Origin of the sequence: Pseudonocardia kongjuensis (assembly GCF_039526905.1) — a bacterium.
Lineage (GTDB): Bacteria > Actinomycetota > Actinomycetes > Mycobacteriales > Pseudonocardiaceae > Pseudonocardia > Pseudonocardia kongjuensis.
This window is the reverse complement of record NZ_BAAAJK010000021.1, coordinates 14593-33551: the sequence shown is the minus strand read 5'-3', so window position 1 is coordinate 33551 and position 18959 is coordinate 14593. Positions and strand designations below refer to the sequence as shown.

Genomic DNA, 18959 nt, shown 5'->3' with positions numbered 1-18959 from the left:
TGCGTCAGCCCCACTGGCGGTCGTAGCTCGCTTCGTCGTCCCAGATCGTCGTCTCCTCGAAGAATGCGGGATCCCGGGGATCCAGCGCCGCCTTGAACGCCTCCTCGTCGATGTCGCCGAACCCGAGCCCGGGGGTCTCCGGGACCTTGATGTGCCCGTTCTGGATGATCGGGTCGGGCAGGCCGGTCACGAGGTGGTTCCACTCGGGGACGTCCGCCGCGTGGTGTTCCAGGGCGTAGAACGTCTCCGACGCCGCGCCGATCGCGACACACGCCATCGTCGCGATCGGGGTGGCCGCCAGGTGCAGCGCCGTCGGCACGCCGTAGGTCTGGGCGAGGTCGGCGATCCGCTTGGTCTCCAGGATGCCGCCGGCACTCGCCGGGTCCGGGTGGGCGACCCGGATCGCCTGGCGGTCCAGCAGCGGCTTGAAGTTCTCGGCGAGGTAGATGTCCTCGCCGGTGCAGGTCGGGACGGCGATGGCGTCCGTGATCTGGCGCCACTGCTCGGTGTACTGCCACGGGATCAGGTCCTCGAGCCACTCCAGCCCGAACGGCTCCAGGCCGCGGCCGAGCCGGATCGCCGACTCGACGTCCATGTAGCCGAAGTGGTCGACCGCGACCGGCATCTCGTAGCCGATCATCTCCCGCACCTGCGCGACGTAGTCGACGAGATGGTCGACACCCGACTTCGTGATGTGCACCCCGGTGAACGGGTGCATGGTGAAGGGCCGGTCCTTCGGCCGGCGGGCACGCTGCGCGTCGCTGGCCACGACCGCCCCCGGGATGTCCATGAGCAGCGACAGGCCCACGTCCATCTTGAGCATCTTGAACCCGCGGTCCATGCGCTCGAGCAGGACCTGCCCCATCTCCTCGGCGCTCCGGCGGGACGGGGTGTCGGCGTAGACGAGGATCTCGTCGCGGTACTTTCCGCCGGCCAGCATGTAGGCGGGGACGTCGTAGGCCTTGCCCGCCAGGTCCATCAGCGCCATCTCGATGCCGGAGACGCCGCCGCCCTGCCTGCCGTGCCCGCCGAACTGGCGGATCTTGCGGAAGACCTTCTCGATGTTGCAGGGGTTCTCCCCGACCAGCCGGGACTTCAGCATGAGCGCGTAGGTCGCGCTCGCCTGGTCCCGCACCTCGCCCCAGCCGGTGATCCCCTGGTTCGTGTCCAGGCGGATGATCGTGTGCTTCATCGGCACGCCGTCCAGCTTGGCGACGCGCAGGTCGGTGATCCGCAGCTCGCTGGAACGGGTCCGGGTGTTGATCCGGTCTTCGAGGCCGACCTCGGTCATGGGGGTCCTCTCGTGTGTTCGCGGTGTGGGGGATGTCGGGAGCCGTGACGGCCCGCTCACCGGCGGGTCAGCCGCCAGGTGTCGAAGTCGGCCTGGATCTCGTCGTCCCAGGTGCCGATGTCGATCTGCGCGCTCGTGTACACCCGCTCGGCCAGGCGGGACTTGCCGAACGCGTCGCGCAGCCGGGTGTCCTCGCTGTGCCGGGCGACCTGCTCGGCCAGGTGCGGCGGGATGAAGATGACGCCGGTCGGCGTGCCGATGACGACGTCGCCCGGCAGCACCGTCACCCCGCCGACCCGCACCGGGATGTTCAGACCGGCCATCGTCACGTCGGCGATGCCGCTCGGGTGCGCACCCCGGTGGAACACGTTGGTCGACTCGAGCTCGGCGATGCCTGCCTCGTCCCGGATGCCGCCGTCGATGACGGCGCCGCCGCCGGCGGTCCGGCTGGCCAGCGCGGTCGCCAGGTTGTCGCCGATGAAGGTGCCGTGTTCGATCTTGCCGAACATGTCCACGACCATGACGTCACCGGCGACGACGGCCTCCACGGCCCACCAGTTCTGCTTGACGATCCCGTCGGCCGCCCAACCGCGGGCCCGCGCCAGCTCCAGGACGACGGCGTCGAAGTCCGGCCGGTGCGGCACGTACTGGGCGGTGACCGCGCGTCCGATCAGCTGCTGTCCGGGCCTCGTCTGGCACCAGTGCCCGACGAACTGCCGCTCGTAGCCGGCCTGCTTCATCGGTTTCCACACCTGCTCGGTGGAGATGCCGCGGAGCCGGTCGATCACGTCGTCGCCGACGAGCGGGCGCCCGTTGTCGTCGCGGTCGCCGGTCCACTCGGGCGTCAGTGCCACCACGCCACCGGGGTCGAGCTGGATCTGCATCGTTGTCCTCTTCCTCCTTGTGCCTGGACCTGCCGGCGGGGTCATCCCGCGATCGGTGCCGAGAGCCGGGCGAGGGGGTCGGTCGCCCCCGCGATCCCGGCGGCCCGGGGATGGCCCGAGGCCGGGTCGTACAGATGGCAGGCGATCTCCCGGGACGTGACGGCGACCGGGGCCGGGGTGCGCGTCCGGCAGACCTCGTCGACGAAGGCGCAGCGGCCCGCGAACGGGCACCCCTGTCCGGCCAGGTCCGGTGATGGCCCGCCCGGCCGCTGCCCACGCGCCGCCAGCCGCCGGGCCCGGCGCTCCCGCTGCCCCCGCGGATCGGGGATCGGCACCGCGTCGAGCAGCGTCCGCGTGTACGGGTGGTACGGCCGGTCGACGATCTCGGCGGTGCGGCCACGTTCCATGACCGCGCCCTTGTAGAGCACGACGACCCGCTGCGAGATGTTGCGCACCACCGCGATGTCGTGCGACACGAACAGGTAGGCCACGCCGAGCTCGCGCTGCAGGCGCCGGAGCAACGCCAGGATCGACGCCTGGGTGGAGACGTCCAGCGCGCTGACCGACTCGTCGCAGACGATCAGCCGGGCGTCGATCGACAGCGCCCGGGCGATCGCGATCCGTTGGCGCTGCCCGCCGGAGAAGGACCCGGGATAGCGGCCGGCCGCGTCCTGCGGCAGCGACACCCGTTCCAGCAGGTCGCCGACGATGCCCGCCGCCTCGCTGCGCGAGACCCGCCGCACCACGCGGATCGGCTCCTGGAGCAGGTCCCCGACCTTCAGCGACGGGTTCAGCGAGCTCAACGGGTCCTGGAACACGACCTGCAGGTCCCGGGCCAGCCGGGCCCGGCGCCGCCCCCGGAGCCCGGCGATCTCCTGACCGTCGAACCGGATCGAACCGGTGCTCGGGGGCGTCAGGCCGAGCACCGCCCGGCCGATCGTCGACTTGCCGGAGCCGGACTCGCCGACCAACCCGACGGTCTCGCCCGCGTGCACGTCCAGGTGGACGTCCCGCACGGCGCGCAGCGTCTCGCGCCGGGAGATCCGGTAGTCGACGCTGAGATCACGGATGTCCAGCAGCGGATCGGATGTCATGACGAGCTCACCTCCGCCGGGGCGGAGCCCGGCTCGGACGGGATCGGCGCGCCGCGCCGCTCGGCGTGCAGTTCCTCCGAGCGAACGCAGCGGTGCAGGCGGTGCGGGCCGGCGGACCGCAGGGGTGCCGGACCGGACCGGCACCGCTCGGTCGCGAAGGCGCAGCGACCGGCGAAGCGGCAGTGCCGGGGCCAGCGGCCGGGCGGCGGGACGACCCCGGGGATGCCGACCGGATCGTGCGCGCCGTCCACCTGCGGGGTCGCGGCGAGCAGCGCGGCCGTGTACGGATGCAGCGGCCCGTCGAACAGGTCCTCGACGGGCCCGGACTCGACGACCTCACCGGCGTACATGACGACGGTGCGGGTACAGATGTCGGCGACGACGCCGAGATCGTGGGTGATGAACAGCAGTGCCATGCCGAGCTCGGTCTGCAGCCGGCGCAGCAGCTCGAGGATCTCCGCCTGGACGGTCACGTCGAGCGCGGTGGTCGGCTCGTCGGCGATGAGCAGGCGCGGTTCCCCGGCCAGTGCCACGGCGATGGACACCCGCTGGGCCATCCCGCCGGACAGCTGGTGCGGGTAGGACCGCAGGACGGCCTCGACCCGCGGGATGCCGACCAGCTCCAGCAGCTCCGCGGACCGGGCCCGGGCACCGGCACGGTCGAACCCGTGGCCGCGCAGGACCTCGTCCAGCAGGCTGCCGACGGTGAAGACGGGATCGAGGGCCACCATCGGTTCCTGGGAGATCAGCGCGACGTCCCGTCCGCGGCGGGCGGCGAAGGAGCCGTCGTGGGTGGCGACCCGGCGCCCGTCGATCTCGACGTGGCCGCTGACCACCCCCGGCGCGGGCACCAGGCCGAGCAGGCTCAGCCCGGTCATGGTCTTCCCGCAGCCCGACTCGCCGACGAGGCCGACCGCCTCGCCGGCGGCGATGTCCAGGTCGACGCCGGTCACGACGTCGACGAACCCGTCGTCGCGGGGGAACGACACCCGCAGGTCCCGCACCCTCAGCACGGTGTCGTCGTCCTCGGTGCGCGTGGGCGGCGGCTCCGCGACCTCGCGGCGGGCCAGGGCCTGGGCCGCGCGCCGGTGCGAGCGCGAACGCTGCGCCGCGTCACCGCGTCCGCGCCGGGCCGCGTACATCTCGTCGCGCAGGTAGTCGCCGAGCAGGTTCAGCGCGAGCACCGTCAGCACGATCATCAGGCCGGACGGGAGGAGCAGCCACGGTTGCAGGCTGATCGAGCCGGCCGCCTCGGAGATCATGCCGCCCCAGCTCGGGTACGGCGGCGGGGCACCCAGGCCGAGGAAGCCCAGCCCGGCCTGGACCACGACCGCGGTCCCGAGGGCCGCCGAGCCCTGGATGAACACCGGGCCGACCGTGTTGGGCAGGATGTGGCGACCCAGGATCCGCGCGTTCGACAGCCCGGAGACCCGGGCCGCGTCGACGTAGAGCTCCTCGCGCACCGACCGGGTCAGGGAGCGGACCAGCCGGATGAAGGTCGCCGACATCAGGATGCCGAGCACCGTCATCGCGGCCCAGATGTCGTTGCCCAGCACGGTGGCGACGGCGAGCAGCACCAGGATCGTGGGCAGGGTGATCAGGATGTCCTGCAGCCAGTTGACGACGGTGTCCACGATCCCGCCCGCGTAACCGGCGAGCAGGCCGAGCGCGGTGCCGAGCACGACCGCGATCACGACCGCCAGCCAGGCGCTGAGCAGGGTCTCCCAGCCGCCGAACAGCAGCCGGTCCAGCACGTCGCGCCCGAGCTGGTCGGTGCCCAGCGGGTGCTCGGCGCTCGGCCCGGCCAGCGAGTTGGCGAGGTCCTGGGCCAGCGGGTCGCCGAGCGAGAAGAGCCGGGCGACGCTGCTGGCCACGAAGACGAGCCCGATCCAGGCCAAGCAGGCGAGGATCCCGGGGCGGCGCAGCAGCCAGGTGATGCGGGTGGTCCGGCGGGCGGGTGGCCCGCCGCCGGGCTCCCCGCCGGCGGGCGCGGCGCCGGTGACGTCGGTGCTCATAGCCTCACCCTCGGGTTCACCGCGGCGTTCATCAGATCGACCGCCAGGTTGATCACGACGACGGCCGCGGCGGTCAGGACGAGGATCCCGAGCACCACCGGCACGTCGCCGCGGGCCAGCGCGGTCAGCGTGTGCTGTCCCAGGCCCGGCACCGCGAAGACCTGCTCGACGATGATCGAGCCGCCGGACAGCGCCACGAACTGGATGCCGAACGTCGTCAGTACCGGGGTGGCCGCGTTCTTCAGCGCGTGCCGGTAGACCACGGACCGCTCGCCGACCCCGGCCGCGCGCAGGGTCCGGACGTAGTCCCGGTCCAGGTTCTCCAGCATCGCCGATCTCGTCTGCCGGGCGATGACCGAGATCGACACGGTGGCGACCGCCGCCACCGGCAGCACGAGGTGGCTCAGCCACTGACCCGGTGACGCGGCCAGGTCGACGTAGCCGGTGGCCGGGAACCAGCCCAGCGACAGGCCGAAGAGCAGGACCAGCAGCAACGCCAGCCAGAAGTTCGGCACCGCCATGGCCACGACGGTCGCCCCCACCAGACCCCGGTCCACGAGGCCGCCGCGGGTCGCCGCCAGCACCCCGATGGGGACGCCGATCGCGAGGGCGACGACCAGCGACAGCACCACCATCGACAGGGTGATCGGCGCGGTCTGGACGATCCCGGTGAGCACCGACTGACCGTTGTGCCAGGACACCCCGAGGTCACCGGTGAGCACTGCGCCGACCCATTCCGCGTACCGCTCGAGCAGCGGCCGGTCCAGGCCGAGATCCGCCCGGATCGCGGCGATCGCCTCCGGCGACGCCTCGTCGCCGGCCCGCCGCTCCGCGATGTCGTTCGGGAGCGCGTTGAGCAGGACGAACACCAGCGACGCGATGCCGAACAGCATCGGGACGGAGTAGAGGACCCGCCGCGCGGCGTACCGGATCACGGGGCGTCCGCGCGTCGCAGACCGCCCAGGAGGTACGGCCCGCCGTGGCTCGGGAGGACGTGCACACCGTCGAGCACCGCCGGGTCGTAGTAGGTCATCGAGTCCACGTAGCCGACCTGGATGCTGTAGGCGCCCTCGACCGAGACCCGGGCGATGTCGCGCATCAGCTGGTCCTGCTCCTCCCCCTCGGCGAGGAGCATCGCGTCGTACAGCTCGCGGATCTCGGGCACCTCGTAGCCGCGCTGGTTGGAGGCCTTGACCGGGCCCAGGTACAGCAGGGCGGGCGTCGCGTAGCCGTCGGAGAGTCCGCGCGCCGCGGCGGCCGCGGCGTAGGCGCCGATGTCGGTGTTCGCGGTCTCGCCGGGCGGGCGCACGACGAGGTTCATGGTGATCCCGACCGCGGACAGGTAGCCCGCCACGGCCTCCGCCATCGGCTGGTCCTTGGGCAGGGTGACCACCTCGAACGCGAAACCGTCGGCCTGGCCGGCCTCGGCGAGCAGGCGGCGCGCCTCGTCCGGGTCGTAGGGCCAGCGGTCCAGCAGGGACTCGTCGTAACCCGGGCCGGAGCCGGGGGTGAAGGTCAGCACGCTGGGGGTGCCGCGGCCCTGGAAGGTGGTGTCGATGATCGCCTGCCGGTCGACGGCCATCTGCATCGCCTGACGGACCCGCACGTCGGCCAGCTGCGGGAACTCCTCGCCGGCGAGATCGAAGATCTGGATGCCGTTCGCGTTGTGCGGCTGCGAGTGGATCGCCAGGTCGGTGCCCTCGGCGGCGGCCACGTTGGACACGTCGCCGTAGCCGACGTCGGCCTGGCCGGAGACCAGCGCGTTGTACATGGCGTTGGCGTCGGTGTAGATGCGCAGCTCGAGGGTGTCGAACTCGAACGCCTCCGCGTTCCAGTAGTCCGGGTTCTTCCGGTAGGTGTAGACGCTGTCCAGCGTGGTCCGGCTCTCGTCGAGCGTGTAGGGACCGGCCCCGACCGGGTTGATCTCCAGGTCGCCCGCCTCGATCGCCCGCGGGCTGGGCACCGAGCCGGCGTGTCCGACGAGGGAGTGCAGCAGGGTCGGGTCGGGCCTGCTCAGATCGAGCCGGACGGTGTGCGGGGCCTCGACGACGACCTCCTCGACGGCGTCCAGCCGGCCGTAGGGGGCGTTGGGTGCCTCGCGGAAGTAGTCGAAGTAGGTCTTCACGGCCTCGGCGTCGAAGACCTCGCCGTCGGTGAACGTCACGCCCTCGCGGATCTGCAGGACGAGGGTGGTCGGATCGGTCCACTCCCAGGCCTCCGCCAGGCCGCCGGTGAGCTCCTGGTCGGCGTCACGCTCCAGCAGCGAGCCGTAGAGCGCGTCGATGTGCGCGCTGCCCTGGGCGCCGGCGATGGCGTAGACCGGGTCGAAGGTCTCGGTGGCGAAGGAGTAGCCGATCGACAGGGTGTCGGTGGCCGCACCGCCACCGCCACCGCCGCATGCGGCGAGAACGAGGGTTGCTGCCAGGGTGACTGCGGTCCGACGCACTCCGGTGCGACGACGTGCAGGACGTTCGGGACTGTTCACGGTGACCTCCGCTTCGTTGCGGCCGGGATGTGGGCTGGGGATGCGTTGCTCAGTAACCGGAATCGGCGTCGACGACGCCGACCAGCGGGTCACCACGGACCTTGCGGGCGACGTTCTCCCGCAGACGACCGGCCAGCAGCGGGCGGATCATCTCCGGGGTGTCGGCGCTGTGCGGGGTGATGAGGCAGTCGGACCGGCCCCACAGCGGATGACCGGGCGGGAGCGGCTCGGGTTCGGTGACGTCGAGACCGGCGCCGGCAATCGTTCCGGAATCCAGTGCCCGAACCAGGGCATCGGTGTCGACGACCGGCCCGCGGGCGACGTTCACGAGTACCGCGTGCGGCGGCATCGCCCGCAGCGCCGCCTCGTCGATGAGGTTGCGGGTCTGCGGCGTCAGCGCACAGGCGACGACGACGACATCGGCGCCGGGGAGGACGGCGGGCAGGTCCTCGAACCGGTGCTCGCCCTCGCCGGCCGGGGTTCGCCGCACGACCGTGACGCGCGCCCGGAAGGCGACCAGCAACCGGATCAGCTCACGTCCGATCCCGCCGGACCCACCGACGATGACCACGTGCGAGTCGTAGAGGGTGCGGGCGAGCTGCTCGCCCCAGGAGGTGGCGCGCACCCTGGTGGGGAGCGAACGCAGGAGGGCGAGCGTGAGGGCGAGTGCGTGCTCGGCGACGGGCTCCGAGTAGGCGCCCTTGGCGCAGGTCCAGGTGCGGTCGTCGGCGAACACGCCCTCCGCGGCCCAGGTGTCCACGCCGGCTCCGCCGAGCTGCACCCACTCGATCCCCGGCGATCCGGCGAGGAGCCGGCGCAGCGCGGGGGCGTCCTTGCCGAGCCACTGCAGCGCCCGGGCCCGGGCCGGGTCCGGCTCGTAGCGGCCCCCGCCGTCCTCGATGGCACGGACCAGCACCTCCGGGGCGGTCGGCGCGACCGCCACCGGGAGCGGTGGTGCGACACCCACTTCGCGTGCGCTGCCGAGCGACATCGGCGCTCCTCACTAGGCGCGGGTGCAGCACCCGACCGGATCACCACCGTCGTCGGCGGCCGATCAGGACACTACAAACTCATCTCATTGAACGCAACAGCGTCTTACTCAGTGAGCCTTTACTGAGTGAGTCTTTCCGCGCCGAGGTCCCGCGAGGTGGCGGCGGCCGCCTCGATCACCGCGGCGGCGACGACGTCGGCCCGGGGCTGCAGCCGGAAACTCGGCCCCGAGATGCACACGGCGGCGACCGGCTCGCCGTCGGCGGTGAACACCGGGCTGGCGAAGCGGATGACGTCGTCCGACCGGTCGTAACCGGCCCAGCCGCGTTCGCGCGCGTCGTCGAGCACGGCGATCGTGGCCTGCACCTCCTCGTCGGACAGGACCTGCCCGACGCCCTCGGCCGACTGGCGAAGCACCGCCACCCTCGTCTCGTGCGGCAGGTGCGCGAGGATCGCCAGGCCGGCCGCCGTCTCGTGCACCGGGCGCTGCCGGCCGGTCAGGTGCGAGCGCACCAGCTGGGACGACCCGATGTAGTCGATGAAGGTCATCAGGCCGCCGTCGAGCACGGCGAGGTGGATCTCCTCGTCGAACCGCTCGTGCATCGCCTCGAGATGCGGGCGGGCGACGATGCGCAGGTCCTCGACCTCGGAGAAGCCGGCACCGAGCTCGCTGAGCTTGGCGGTCAGCCGGTAGCGGCGGTATCCGTCCTGGCGCACGTACCCCGCGTCGCGCAGCTGGGCCAGCAGCCGCGAGGCCGTCGACTTGTCGAGACCGGTCTCGGCCGAGATCGCCGTGACACCGACGCCCTTGCGGTTGACCGAGCGGGCCACCGCCTCCAGCACGAGCAGCCCGCGCTGCAGGACGTTCGCCGGTGGATCGGGCCGCTCCTGCGCCACAAGATCTCCCGGTCCCGCCGCTGAATCCGGGCCCATTCGCACCCGCCTCTCCCGCTCTCGACTCGCCACACCGCGCAACGACACTACCGCTGTGTCTACCAGTGCATCACTGTTTCATTCTGCGCAACACGCCCGTGGGTGATGCGGGACGCGCACGCGAGGGGCTCCGCGGGCTGCAGCCACCACCCAGAGCGGGGCCGGTATCCCGGTAAGGGGTACATCACCATCGCTCGGGACCCGGCTCGGATGCGGGACAACCGACGCCCGCGGCGACGTCACGCGGCACGAACTGGAGGACATCTGCGGAGAACCCGCTGGTGAGAGAGTGTGGCCAGAGGCGGGGTCGAACCGCCGACCTTCCACCTTTCAGGCACCACGAGCCCTGCGCTCCACTCACTCGGCCACCGTGTCGGCCAGGACCGGACCCGCTGCGACCGGCTGCGCCGGGTGCGTTGCCGTCAGGATTGCCGTCAGGATTGATGTTCGGGACGCTCTGGGCCGCAGATGCGACACTGGGAGAATCAAGGAGGTGTCCGCGATGAGCATGCCTGCCGCAGGCGAGCAGCACGAGTTCGTGGTCGCACCGGAGCTGGCGGAGGTTGCCGAGCGCTTGGGCCTCCCTCTGCACACGGGAGACCGAGTCCGCTTCGAGGTGATCGAAGGCGGAGCCGCACCGTCCACCCCCCGCCGCCACCTTGGGTGGCTGGGCAGCGTCGCAACTGGTCACGGCGATCTCAGCGAGCGGGCGAAGGACGAGATCCGCGACGGCATGGGGCGCGAGTCCTGAGCGAGATCGTCGTCGACGCAGGCCCGCTGATCACCGCTGCTCGGAACTACTGCCCACGCTGCCGGGTCCGCTGCTCGTCCCGAGCACCATCGTGGCCGAGGTCTGCTACATGATCGCCCGCCACAGGTTCGGCGCGGAGGCGGAAGCAGCGTTCCTACGTTCCTTCAGCGACGGCAGCCTCGTCGTCGCCGATCTCGCCGTCTCCGACTTCGCTCGGATGGCCGATCTGGTGGAGCGCTACGCGGACTTTCCGCTCGGAGGTTCCGACGCCAGCGTGATCGCCATCGCCGAGAGGCTCTCGATCACCACGATCCTGACCACAGACCGGCGCCACTTCGCCGCCGCACGCCCGGCCCACATCGAGGCGTTCACGCTGCTGCCGTGACCGTCCACTGCCTCACGGTCACCGTCAACCAGGGAGATCGGGACGATGCCGATCGGAGAACCCGCTGGTGAGAGAGTGTGGCCAGGGGCGGGGTCGAACCGCCGACCTTCCGCTTTTCAGGCGGACGCTCGTACCAACTGAGCTACCTGGCCCCGGCCCCCGGATGAACCGGGGATCCAGAGAGTGGAGCGACCCAGACGGGACTCGAACCCGCGACCTTCGCCGTGACAGGGCGACGCGCTAACCAACTGCGCCACTGGGCCTTGCTGATGTAACCGTACCCCCAACGGGATTCGAACCCGCGCTGCCGCCTTGAAAGGGCGGAGTCCTAGGCCGCTAGACGATGGGGGCTTGGATGACCGTGGAGGCTCAACCTTCCCTCAACGGCTGTCCGTTGGGAGCGGTGAAACCATACGACACCGCCCCGACCGCGCCTGCAACCACCCCCCTGATCGCGGCGTCCTGGCCGGTCAGGAGCCCGCACACCCCTCCGCCCCGCGGCACACCCGCTGCAACGGGTGTGCGGCGCCGCGAACGGGTGTGCGGCGCCGCCGTCACCGCGCTACGGGGGGCGGCTGGTCGGGGTTGGAGGAGATCAGGCCGAGCATGTCGAGCAGCTCGCGCAGGTCACCCGAGTCGGCGGAGTTCTTCGCCACGACGAGCCGGGCCTTCTGGACCTGGTCGTCGGACACCTTGAACGCGTCGGCCGCGTTCCGCGGCGCCGGGATGGATCCGGTCTCGTCGTCGGTACTGCGTTTCGCACCGATGCTCATGACGCCTCCCCGTAGGCAGTCAGGGCGTCCCGTGTCCCTGGCACACCCCCGGGTTCCGTCCGTGGGTCGCGCCGCGGTGCCGGGTCTCGCCGGTACCGCCACGTGCTGTGGCCGTGACCAAGACGTTACCGATCGTGCGGGTGCCCTGCACGCCCCTTCCCGGGTGACGGGACGGTCACCGCCCGCGCTGATCCGGGCCCGGCGTTCAGCCGGACGCCGAGGCCGGGCACCGGTCCCCGGCCGGCGCCCCGGACAGGGCCCCGACCGGCACCGCTGCCGCCAGCGCCCGGTATCCGGCCGGCGACGGGTGCAGGCCGTCGCCGGAGTCGTACTCCGGACGCAGCCGCGTCGGATCACCCGGATCGGCGAGCGTCGCGGCCGCATCGATCACCCCGTCGGCCCAGTGCGGGCCCTCGGTGCGGATGCGTTCGTTGATCCGGTCCCGGGCCGCGACGACCGGGGCGGCGTCCCGGCCGCCGCTCGTCGACGGCGGGATCGTGGTGAGGAACACCCGCAGGCCGGCCTCCCGGCCCCGGTCGGCGAACGCCCGCAGGCCCGCCGCGAGCTCGTCGGCACCGGCTCCGGCGGCGAGGTCGTTGGTCCCGATGAGCAGGATCACGTCCCGGATCCCGGCCAGCGGCGCCACGTCGACGTCGAACCGGGTGCCCGGCGCGTCCCCGCCGGCCGGCGGATCGTCCTGCAGCAGCCGGTTGCGGGACAGGCCCGCGTTGAGCACCGGCGTCGCCGTCCGCTCGGACGCCAGCCGGGCGGCCAGCCGGTCGGGGAAGCGGTCGTCGGCGTCGGGCGTGCTGCCCACCCCGTCCACCAGCGAGTCGCCGATCACCAGCACCCCGTCGGCCGGGCGCGGCACCAGGACGTCGATCCCGGCCAGCACCGGCCACGACTGCAGCGTGGTGCCGAAGCCGTCCGGCTGCGGCTGCCCCGACCGGTCCCCCGGCCCGGACAGCCACGCGGTGCGCATCGCGACCGGGTGCGAGCTGATCGTCGCCGGGACCTCGGCCAGGTAGAGGCTCACCGTCAGCGGCACGTCCCGCTCGACCGGGACCGGCAGCGGATCGGTCAGCACGTCCGCGCCGGGCTCCAGCCGGACGTCGGGGCGCCCGGCGGTCGACACCGGACGCGGGCCCGTCGTGCCGGCGCCGTCGCCCGCCCGGCCGACGGTGACCGCGCCGACGTGCAGCGGGCCGTCGCCGTGCCGGTTGGACAGCCGCAGCCGCAGCCCGTCCCCGGACGTCTGCGGCCGCACGACCATCCGCAGCGTCCGCCCGGCGAGCTGGTCGCCCGGCACCGCCTGCTGCGCCGCGTGCCAGCCGGCCACCCAGCCGGGGCCGCAGCCCGCCGCGCCCGCCGCGGCGGGCAGCACCCGGCCGCAGCCGGCGAACGTGAGGCCCGCGACGAGCAGTGCCAGCACCGCGAACGCCGCCGGGAGGTGCCACCGACCGTCACGCCGCACGCGCGTCCGCCTCCGTCCGTTCCGATCCCGCCGGTGCAGCCGGCCGGGTCCCGCACGCGCTGTGTCGACCCGTCACCCGATCACGTTACGTAGATTGCCGGTCACTCTGCGACGACCGGCCGAACGGGGCCGCCGAGCGGACTCTCCGTTCGGGTGGGCGTGCACGGCACCCGGATGCGCGAGGCTGCGGATTGTCAGGGGCAGCTTCTAGTGTCGTGCCCCACGGACGGTGGCCGGTGCGGGTCGCCGGGGCAGCAGAGGGAGGGCGGGTCGCGTGGCCGGCTACGAGGAGATCTTCCGTTCCAGCGTCGAGGACCCGGCGGGCTTCTGGCTCCGTGCCGCGGAGGCGCTGGACTGGCACGTCGCCCCCGGCACCGCGCTCGACGACTCGAACCCGCCCTTCTACCGCTGGTTCCCCGACGGCGAGCTGAACGTCGCGCACAACGCGCTGGACCGGCACGTCGACGCCGGGCACGGCGACCGCACCGCGCTGGTGTACGACTCGCCGGTCACCGGCAGCCGGCGCAGCTACAGCTACGCGGAGCTGCGCGACGAGGTCGCGACGTTCGCGGGCGTGCTGCGCGACCTGGGCGTCACCCGCGGCGACCGGGTGGTCATCTACATGCCGATGGTCCCGGAGGCGGCGATCGCGATGCTGGCCTGTGCCCGGCTCGGCGCGGTGCACTCGGTCGTGTTCGGCGGGTTCGCCGCCAAGGAGCTCGCGGTCCGGATCGACGACGCCGGCCCGAAGGTCGTCGTGTCGGCGTCCTGCGGGATCGAGGGCAAGCGGGTCATCGAGTACAAGCCGCTGCTGGACAAGGCGATCGAGCTGTCCGACCGCAAGCCGGACGCGACCGTGATCCTGCAGCGCGAGCAGGCCACCGCGGCGCTGGGGCCGATCGACGTCGACTGGGCCGAGGCCGCCGCGAAGGCCACGCCGGCCGATCCGGTGCCGGTGCGCAGCACCGACCCGCTCTACGTGCTCTACACCTCCGGCACCACCGGCAAGCCCAAGGGCGTGGTGCGCGACTCCGGCGGCTACGCCACCGCGCTGGCCTGGTCGATGCCCAACATCTACGACGTCGGCGCCGGGGAGACGATCTTCACCGCGTCCGACGTGGGCTGGGTCGTCGGCCACTCCTACATCGTCTACGGGCCGCTGCTGGCGGGCGCGACGACCGTGCTCTACGAGGGCAAGCCGGTCGGCACGCCGGACGCCGGGCAGTTCTGGCGGGTGGTCGCCGAGAACCGGGTGACGTCGCTGTTCACCGCGCCGACCGCGTTCCGGGCGATCAAGAAGGAGGACCCGCAGGGCGCGTTCACCACCCGGCACGACATCTCGTCGTTGAAGTACCTGTTCCTGGCCGGTGAGCGGCTCGACCCGGAGACCTACCGCTGGGCCTCGGAGCTGCTCGGCATCCCGGTGATCGACCACTGGTGGCAGACCGAGACCGGCTGGCCGATCGCGGCGAACCCGGCGGGCGTCGAGCTGCTGGAGATCAAGCCCGGCTCGCCGACCCGGCCGATGCCGGGCTGGGACATCCGGGTGCTCGACGAGAAGGGCGCGCCGGCCGAGCCCGGCGCCGACGGCGCGATCGTGGCCCGGCTGCCGCTGCCGCCGGGCGCGTTCCCGACCCTGTGGAACGACGACGAGCGCTACGTGAACTCCTACATGAAGGCGTTCGACGGCTACTACCTCACCGGCGACGGCGGGCACATCGACGCCGACGGCTACATCTTCGTGATGGGCCGTACCGACGACGTGATCAACGTCGCCGGGCACCGGCTGTCCACCGGCGGGATGGAGGAGGTCCTCGCCTCGCACGCCGACGTCGCCGAGTGCGCGGTGATCGGCGTCGCGGACACCATGAAGGGCCAGATCCCGCGCGGGTTCGTGGTGCTCAAGTCCGGTGTCGACGCCGCGGCCGAGGGCTACGAGGAGCGGCTGCGCGCCGAGCTGGTGCAGCTGGTCCGCGACCAGATCGGCGCGGTGGCCTCGCTGAAGGACGTGGCGATCGTCCCGGCCCTGCCCAAGACCCGGTCCGGGAAGATCCTCCGCAAGACGATGCGCGGCATCGCCGACGGCGCCGACGAGGCGGTCCCGTCCACCATCGACGACGCGTCGGTGCTGGACACGCTCCGCCCGATCCTCCGGCGGGAGTGACCCCGTTCAGGTGGTCCACGCGGGCCGTCCTTGACCTCACCGGACCGGGCCGGTAACGGCCCGGCCACGTAGGCCGATCACCTGACGACGGCCGCACCCGCTCCCCCGCCCCCCACGCGGTCGTCGATCGACGTGGAGGTTCGTCATGGACGGCACCCGCATGCGGCTCGCCGCGCTGGCCGGCCCGCTCACCGTCGGCCTCGTCCTCGGGGTCGCCGCGCTGCTGGAGTCCCCCGCGGACCGGCCGCCCGCCGGCACCCCGGAGCCGGTCGGCACCCTGCCCGCGACGACCGCGGCGACCGCCGCGAGCGCGCCGGCGATGCTCGGCCTCCCGCCCGCCACCCGGACGTCGGAACCGGCGCGCGAGGCGCGGGCGAACCCCGCGCCGGCCCCCGCGCCGGTGCCGGCGCACACCGCCGCCGGGCACTGAGCGACCGCTGCGGCACGGTCCCGCCGACTCAGGTCAGGACAGCATAACCGCAGGTCAGGGCATCCTCAGTCGTGCACGCGACGCCGTCCGGGGGCACCATGGACGGCATGAAGGTCATCGTGGATTTCGACCGCTGCGAGAGCAACGCGGTGTGCATGGGTGTCGCCCCGGAGGTGTTCGAGGTGCGGGACGACGACTACCTCTACATCCTCGACGAGAACCCGGCCGAGGCCCTGCGGCCGCAGGTCGAGGAGGCGGCGCGGAGCTGCCCGAAGGCGGCCATCACCGTCGAGGGCTGACGGCCGCACCCCGGCCGTCCGGCAGTTGCCGCGCCCGGGCTCGGCGGCGAGGATCGCAGCAGAGCACCGCCTGCGAAGGAGCCGCCCGTGACGCACCCGGAGAACGCCACCGCCGACGTCTGGACGACGCCGCTGACCCCGCTCGCCTTCCTCGCCCGGTCGGCGGACGTGTTCGCCGACCGGACGGCGATCGTCTACGGCGACCGCAGGCACAGCTACGCCGAGTTCGCGGCGGAGGCGACGCGGGTGGCGCAGGGGCTGCGCGCGTCCGGCGTCGGGCCGGGCGACCGGGTGGCGTACCTGCTGCCGAACGTGCCGGAGATGCTGGTCGCGCACTTCGCGGTGCCGCTGGCCGGCGCGATCCTGGTCGCGATCAACACGCGGCTCTCCACCGAGGAGGTCCGCTACATCCTCGACCACTCGGGCGCGACGGTGCTGGTCGTCGACAACGTGCTGTACGAGACGGTGCGCCCGGTCGCCGGCGAGCTGCGGACGGTCCGCGAGATCGTCACGGTGACCGATCCGGCGGCGCCGGGCGACGGCGTCGGGTCCGGCCTGTCCTACGCCGACCTGCTCGCCCGCGGCTCGGACGATCCGCTGCCGTGGGCGGTCGACGACGAGCGGTCGACCATCACGATCAACTACACGTCGGGGACGACCGGCAACCCCAAGGGCGTCGAGTACCACCACCGCGGCGCGTACCTGAACTCGTTCGGCGAGATCGTGCACTCGTCGCACTCCGCGGACACCGTGTACCTGTGGACGCTGCCGATGTTCCACTGCAACGGCTGGTGCACGCCGTGGGCGGTGACGGCGATCGGCGGCACCCACGTCTGCCTGCGCGAGGTCCGCGGCGACACGATCTGGCGGCTGATCACCGAGCACGGCGTGACCCACCTCAACGGGGCGCCCACGGTCGTCACGACGATCATGAACTCGCCGGAGGCGGTCACCCTCGACTACCAGCTGGTGGTGACGACGGCGGGTGCGCCGCCGTCGCCGACGACGATCCTGCAGATGGAGCGGATGGGCTTCCGGATCGTGCACGTCTACGGCCTCACCGAGACCTACGGGCCCTACACGGTGAACCAGTACCAGCGGGAGTGGGACGCGCTCGACGGCGAGGAGCGCGCCCGGCTGCAGGCCCGGCAGGGGGTCGGGATGGTCTGCGCGGACCGGGTCCGGGTGGTCGACGAGCAGATGAACGACGTCCCGCGCGACGGCGCCACGATGGGCGAGATCGTGATGCGCGGCAACAACGTCATGAAGGGCTACTACCTGGATCCGGAGAAGACGGCCGAAGCGTTCGCGGGCGGCTGGTTCCACTCCGGGGACCTGGGCGTGGTGCACCCGGACGGCTACGTGGAGCTGCGCGACCGCGCCAAGGACGTGGTGATCTCCGGCGGCGAGAACATCTCCACCGTCGAGGTGGAGCAGGCGATCGTCTCGCACGACGCGGTGCTGGAGGCGGCGGTGGTCGGCGTCCCGGACGAGAAGTGGGGCGAGGTCTGCAAGGCGTTCGCGGTGCTCAAGCCGGGCCGGACCGCCGAGCCCGCCGAGCTGATCGAGCACGTGAAGTCGCGGATCGCCCGGTACAAGGCCCCCAAGCACGTCGACATCGTCGACGAGCTGCCCAAGACCTCGACCGGCAAGGTGCAGAAGTTCGAGCTGCGCGAGAAGGAGTGGGCCGCGCGCGGCGGGGCCTCCCGCATCCAGGGTTAGGTCACGTTCGTTCGAGGCGGAACGGTCAATCGGTTAGCATTGCTCAAGTGAGTGTCGCGAGCAGGCTGCCGGTGGCCGCCCCCGCCGGGCCGTCCGCGTTCCGGGTGGCCGCCGGCGCCGTCACCGTGACGACCGTGTCGGTGCTGCCGGTGTTCCTCACCGGCGCGCTGGCCGTCCAGCTCTCCGCCGATCTCGGGTTCGACCCGGCCGGCCTCGGCCTGGTGGTCGCGCTCTACTTCGGCGTGAGCGCGCTGTTCTCGCTGCCGGTCGGGATGGTCGTCGAGCGGGTCGGCTCCCGGGTGACCAGCCGGATCGCGGTGGCCGGCGCCGCGGTGCTGATGGCCGCGATGGCGGTCGGCGCCCGCTCGTACTGGTCGCTGGTCGCGCTGCTGCTGTGCGGCGCGTGGTGCAACGTGATGGGCCAGCTGTCGTCGAACCTGACGCTGGCCCGGACGGTGCCCGCGCACCGGATGGGCCTGTCGTTCGGCGTCAAGCAGGCGGCGATCCCGGCCGCGACGCTGCTCGCCGGCCTCGCCGTGCCCGTCGTCGCGCTCACCATCGGCTGGCGCTGGGCGTACGCGATCGGCGCGGTGCTCGCGCTGGCCGCGCTCGCCGCCTGCCCCCGCGTCGACGCCACCCCCGCCGCCCGCCCGGTGAAGGGCGACCGGGCGACCGGGGCGCTCGCCGTGATCGGCGTGGCGGCCGGCCTGGCCGCCGGGACCGCGACCGCGCTGGGCATCTTCCTGGTCGCCTCCGCCGTGGACCGGGGCATCGATCCCGGCCTGGCCGGCCTAATGCTGACGATGGGCAGCATCGTCGGGCTCACCATCCGGATGCTGCACGGCTGGCTGGCCGACCGGCGCACCGGCGGGCACGTCGCCGTCGTCGCGGGCAGCCTCGCCGCGGGCGCGATCGGGTTCGTGCTGCTGGCCGTGCCCGGCACCCCGGCGCTGGTCGTCGGGGTCGTGCTGGCCTTCGGGCTCGGCTGGGCCTGGCCGGGGCTGCTGCAGTTCGCGGTGGTCCGGCTGAACCCCTCCGCGCCCGCTGCCGCGACGTCGATCGTGCAGCTCGGGGTGTACGCCGGCGGCTTCGCCGGGCCGATCCTGTTCGGCTGGCTCGCCACCCACGAGGGCTTCCCGGTCGCCTGGTCGGTCAACGCCGGCGTGATGCTGGTGTCGGCCGTGCTGATGCTCGTCGGACGGCAGATGCTGCTGTCGCACGCCCGCCGCGCCGCCGGCCGGGCGTGAGCCCCGGCCTCGGGGGCCGCCC

At 72.6% G+C, this 18959-nt stretch carries 17 protein-coding genes and 3 tRNA genes; 7 read left to right on the top strand and 13 right to left on the bottom strand.

The annotated features are described in order from the left end of the window. Window positions 1-4: 4 nt before the first annotated feature. The 8 genes from ABD160_RS19715 to ABD160_RS19680 all read right to left on the bottom strand — a co-directional run bounded on the left by ABD160_RS19715 (window position 5) and on the right by ABD160_RS19680 (window position 9656). Window positions 5-1291: a mandelate racemase/muconate lactonizing enzyme family protein gene (locus ABD160_RS19715; RefSeq protein WP_344024571.1), complete on the bottom strand. Its 1287-nt coding sequence runs from the start codon at window positions 1289-1291 to the stop codon at window positions 5-7. A 56-nt stretch (window positions 1292-1347) separates the two neighbouring features. Then, window positions 1348-2175 (bottom strand): RraA family protein, encoded by an 828-nt coding sequence (locus tag ABD160_RS19710; RefSeq protein ID WP_344024569.1) that lies wholly within the window; start codon window positions 2173-2175, stop codon window positions 1348-1350. Window positions 2176-2216: 41 nt separating this feature from the next. Further along, window positions 2217-3269 carry an oligopeptide/dipeptide ABC transporter ATP-binding protein gene (locus ABD160_RS19705; protein ID WP_344024567.1) on the bottom strand — a complete coding sequence of 351 codons (1053 nt, stop codon included), beginning with the start codon at window positions 3267-3269 and terminating at the stop codon, window positions 2217-2219. Continuing rightward, window positions 3266-5284: a dipeptide/oligopeptide/nickel ABC transporter permease/ATP-binding protein gene (locus ABD160_RS19700; RefSeq protein WP_344024565.1), complete on the bottom strand. Its 2019-nt coding sequence runs from the start codon at window positions 5282-5284 to the stop codon at window positions 3266-3268. Before ABD160_RS19700 ends, ABD160_RS19705 begins: the two co-directional genes overlap by 4 nt. Beyond that, window positions 5281-6219, bottom strand: a complete 939-nt coding sequence (locus ABD160_RS19695; protein ID WP_344024563.1) for an ABC transporter permease — start codon at window positions 6217-6219, stop codon at window positions 5281-5283. The genes ABD160_RS19700 and ABD160_RS19695 overlap by 4 nt, the downstream gene beginning before the upstream one ends. Further along, entirely contained in the window at window positions 6216-7730 is a 1515-nt protein-coding gene (locus ABD160_RS19690; protein WP_344024561.1) for an ABC transporter substrate-binding protein, read from the bottom strand. Before ABD160_RS19690 ends, ABD160_RS19695 begins: the two co-directional genes overlap by 4 nt. Before the next feature lie 88 nt (window positions 7731-7818). Further along, the gene (locus ABD160_RS19685; RefSeq protein ID WP_344024559.1) at window positions 7819-8760 is read right to left on the bottom strand and encodes an NAD(P)-dependent oxidoreductase; all 942 of its coding nucleotides are present in this window, start codon (window positions 8758-8760) and stop codon (window positions 7819-7821) included. 119 nt (window positions 8761-8879) lie between these two features. Continuing rightward, window positions 8880-9656, bottom strand: a complete 777-nt coding sequence (locus ABD160_RS19680) for an IclR family transcriptional regulator (protein WP_344024557.1) — start codon at window positions 9654-9656, stop codon at window positions 8880-8882. Window positions 9657-10194: 538 nt separating this feature from the next. Between ABD160_RS19680 and ABD160_RS19675 the strand changes: the two genes are divergently transcribed. Together ABD160_RS19675 and ABD160_RS19670 are read left to right on the top strand one after the other, a co-directional pair. After that, window positions 10195-10443, top strand: coding sequence for a hypothetical protein (locus ABD160_RS19675; RefSeq protein WP_344024619.1), 249 nt, complete (start codon window positions 10195-10197; stop codon window positions 10441-10443). Then, window positions 10352-10828: a type II toxin-antitoxin system VapC family toxin gene (locus ABD160_RS19670; RefSeq protein ID WP_344024555.1), complete on the top strand. Its 477-nt coding sequence runs from the start codon at window positions 10352-10354 to the stop codon at window positions 10826-10828. The genes ABD160_RS19675 and ABD160_RS19670 overlap by 92 nt, the downstream gene beginning before the upstream one ends. 78 nt (window positions 10829-10906) lie before the next feature. Here the strand turns inward: ABD160_RS19670 and ABD160_RS19665 are convergent. The 5 genes from ABD160_RS19665 to ABD160_RS19645 form a co-directional block, all read right to left on the bottom strand. Further along, a tRNA-Phe gene (locus tag ABD160_RS19665) sits at window positions 10907-10980 on the bottom strand. A 37-nt stretch (window positions 10981-11017) separates the two neighbouring features. Next, window positions 11018-11091, bottom strand: a tRNA-Asp gene (locus tag ABD160_RS19660). A gap of 15 nt (window positions 11092-11106) precedes the next feature. Beyond that, window positions 11107-11179 (bottom strand) — tRNA-Glu (locus ABD160_RS19655). A gap of 203 nt (window positions 11180-11382) precedes the next feature. Next, on the bottom strand, window positions 11383-11601 hold the full coding sequence (locus tag ABD160_RS19650) for a hypothetical protein (protein ID WP_344024553.1): 219 nt from the start codon (window positions 11599-11601) through the stop codon (window positions 11383-11385). A 205-nt stretch (window positions 11602-11806) separates the two neighbouring features. After that, window positions 11807-13075 carry a GDSL-type esterase/lipase family protein gene (locus ABD160_RS19645; protein ID WP_344024551.1) on the bottom strand — a complete coding sequence of 423 codons (1269 nt, stop codon included), beginning with the start codon at window positions 13073-13075 and terminating at the stop codon, window positions 11807-11809. A 274-nt stretch (window positions 13076-13349) separates the two neighbouring features. On the opposite strand from ABD160_RS19645, the gene ABD160_RS19640 reads away from it, so the two are divergent. The 5 genes from ABD160_RS19640 to ABD160_RS19620 all read left to right on the top strand — a co-directional run bounded on the left by ABD160_RS19640 (window position 13350) and on the right by ABD160_RS19620 (window position 18937). After that, on the top strand, window positions 13350-15239 hold the full coding sequence (locus ABD160_RS19640; RefSeq protein WP_344024549.1) for an AMP-binding protein: 1890 nt from the start codon (window positions 13350-13352) through the stop codon (window positions 15237-15239). 145 nt (window positions 15240-15384) lie between these two features. Beyond that, window positions 15385-15669 (top strand): hypothetical protein, encoded by a 285-nt coding sequence (locus ABD160_RS19635; RefSeq protein WP_344024547.1) that lies wholly within the window; start codon window positions 15385-15387, stop codon window positions 15667-15669. 107 nt (window positions 15670-15776) lie between these two features. Beyond that, entirely contained in the window at window positions 15777-15968 is a 192-nt protein-coding gene (locus tag ABD160_RS19630; RefSeq protein ID WP_344024545.1) for a ferredoxin, read from the top strand. Between the two features lie 87 nt (window positions 15969-16055). Further along, the gene (locus ABD160_RS19625; protein WP_344024543.1) at window positions 16056-17690 is read left to right on the top strand and encodes an acyl--CoA ligase family protein; all 1635 of its coding nucleotides are present in this window, start codon (window positions 16056-16058) and stop codon (window positions 17688-17690) included. 47 nt (window positions 17691-17737) lie between these two features. Beyond that, on the top strand, window positions 17738-18937 hold the full coding sequence (locus ABD160_RS19620; protein WP_344024541.1) for an MFS transporter: 1200 nt from the start codon (window positions 17738-17740) through the stop codon (window positions 18935-18937). Window positions 18938-18959: the final 22 nt, after the last annotated feature.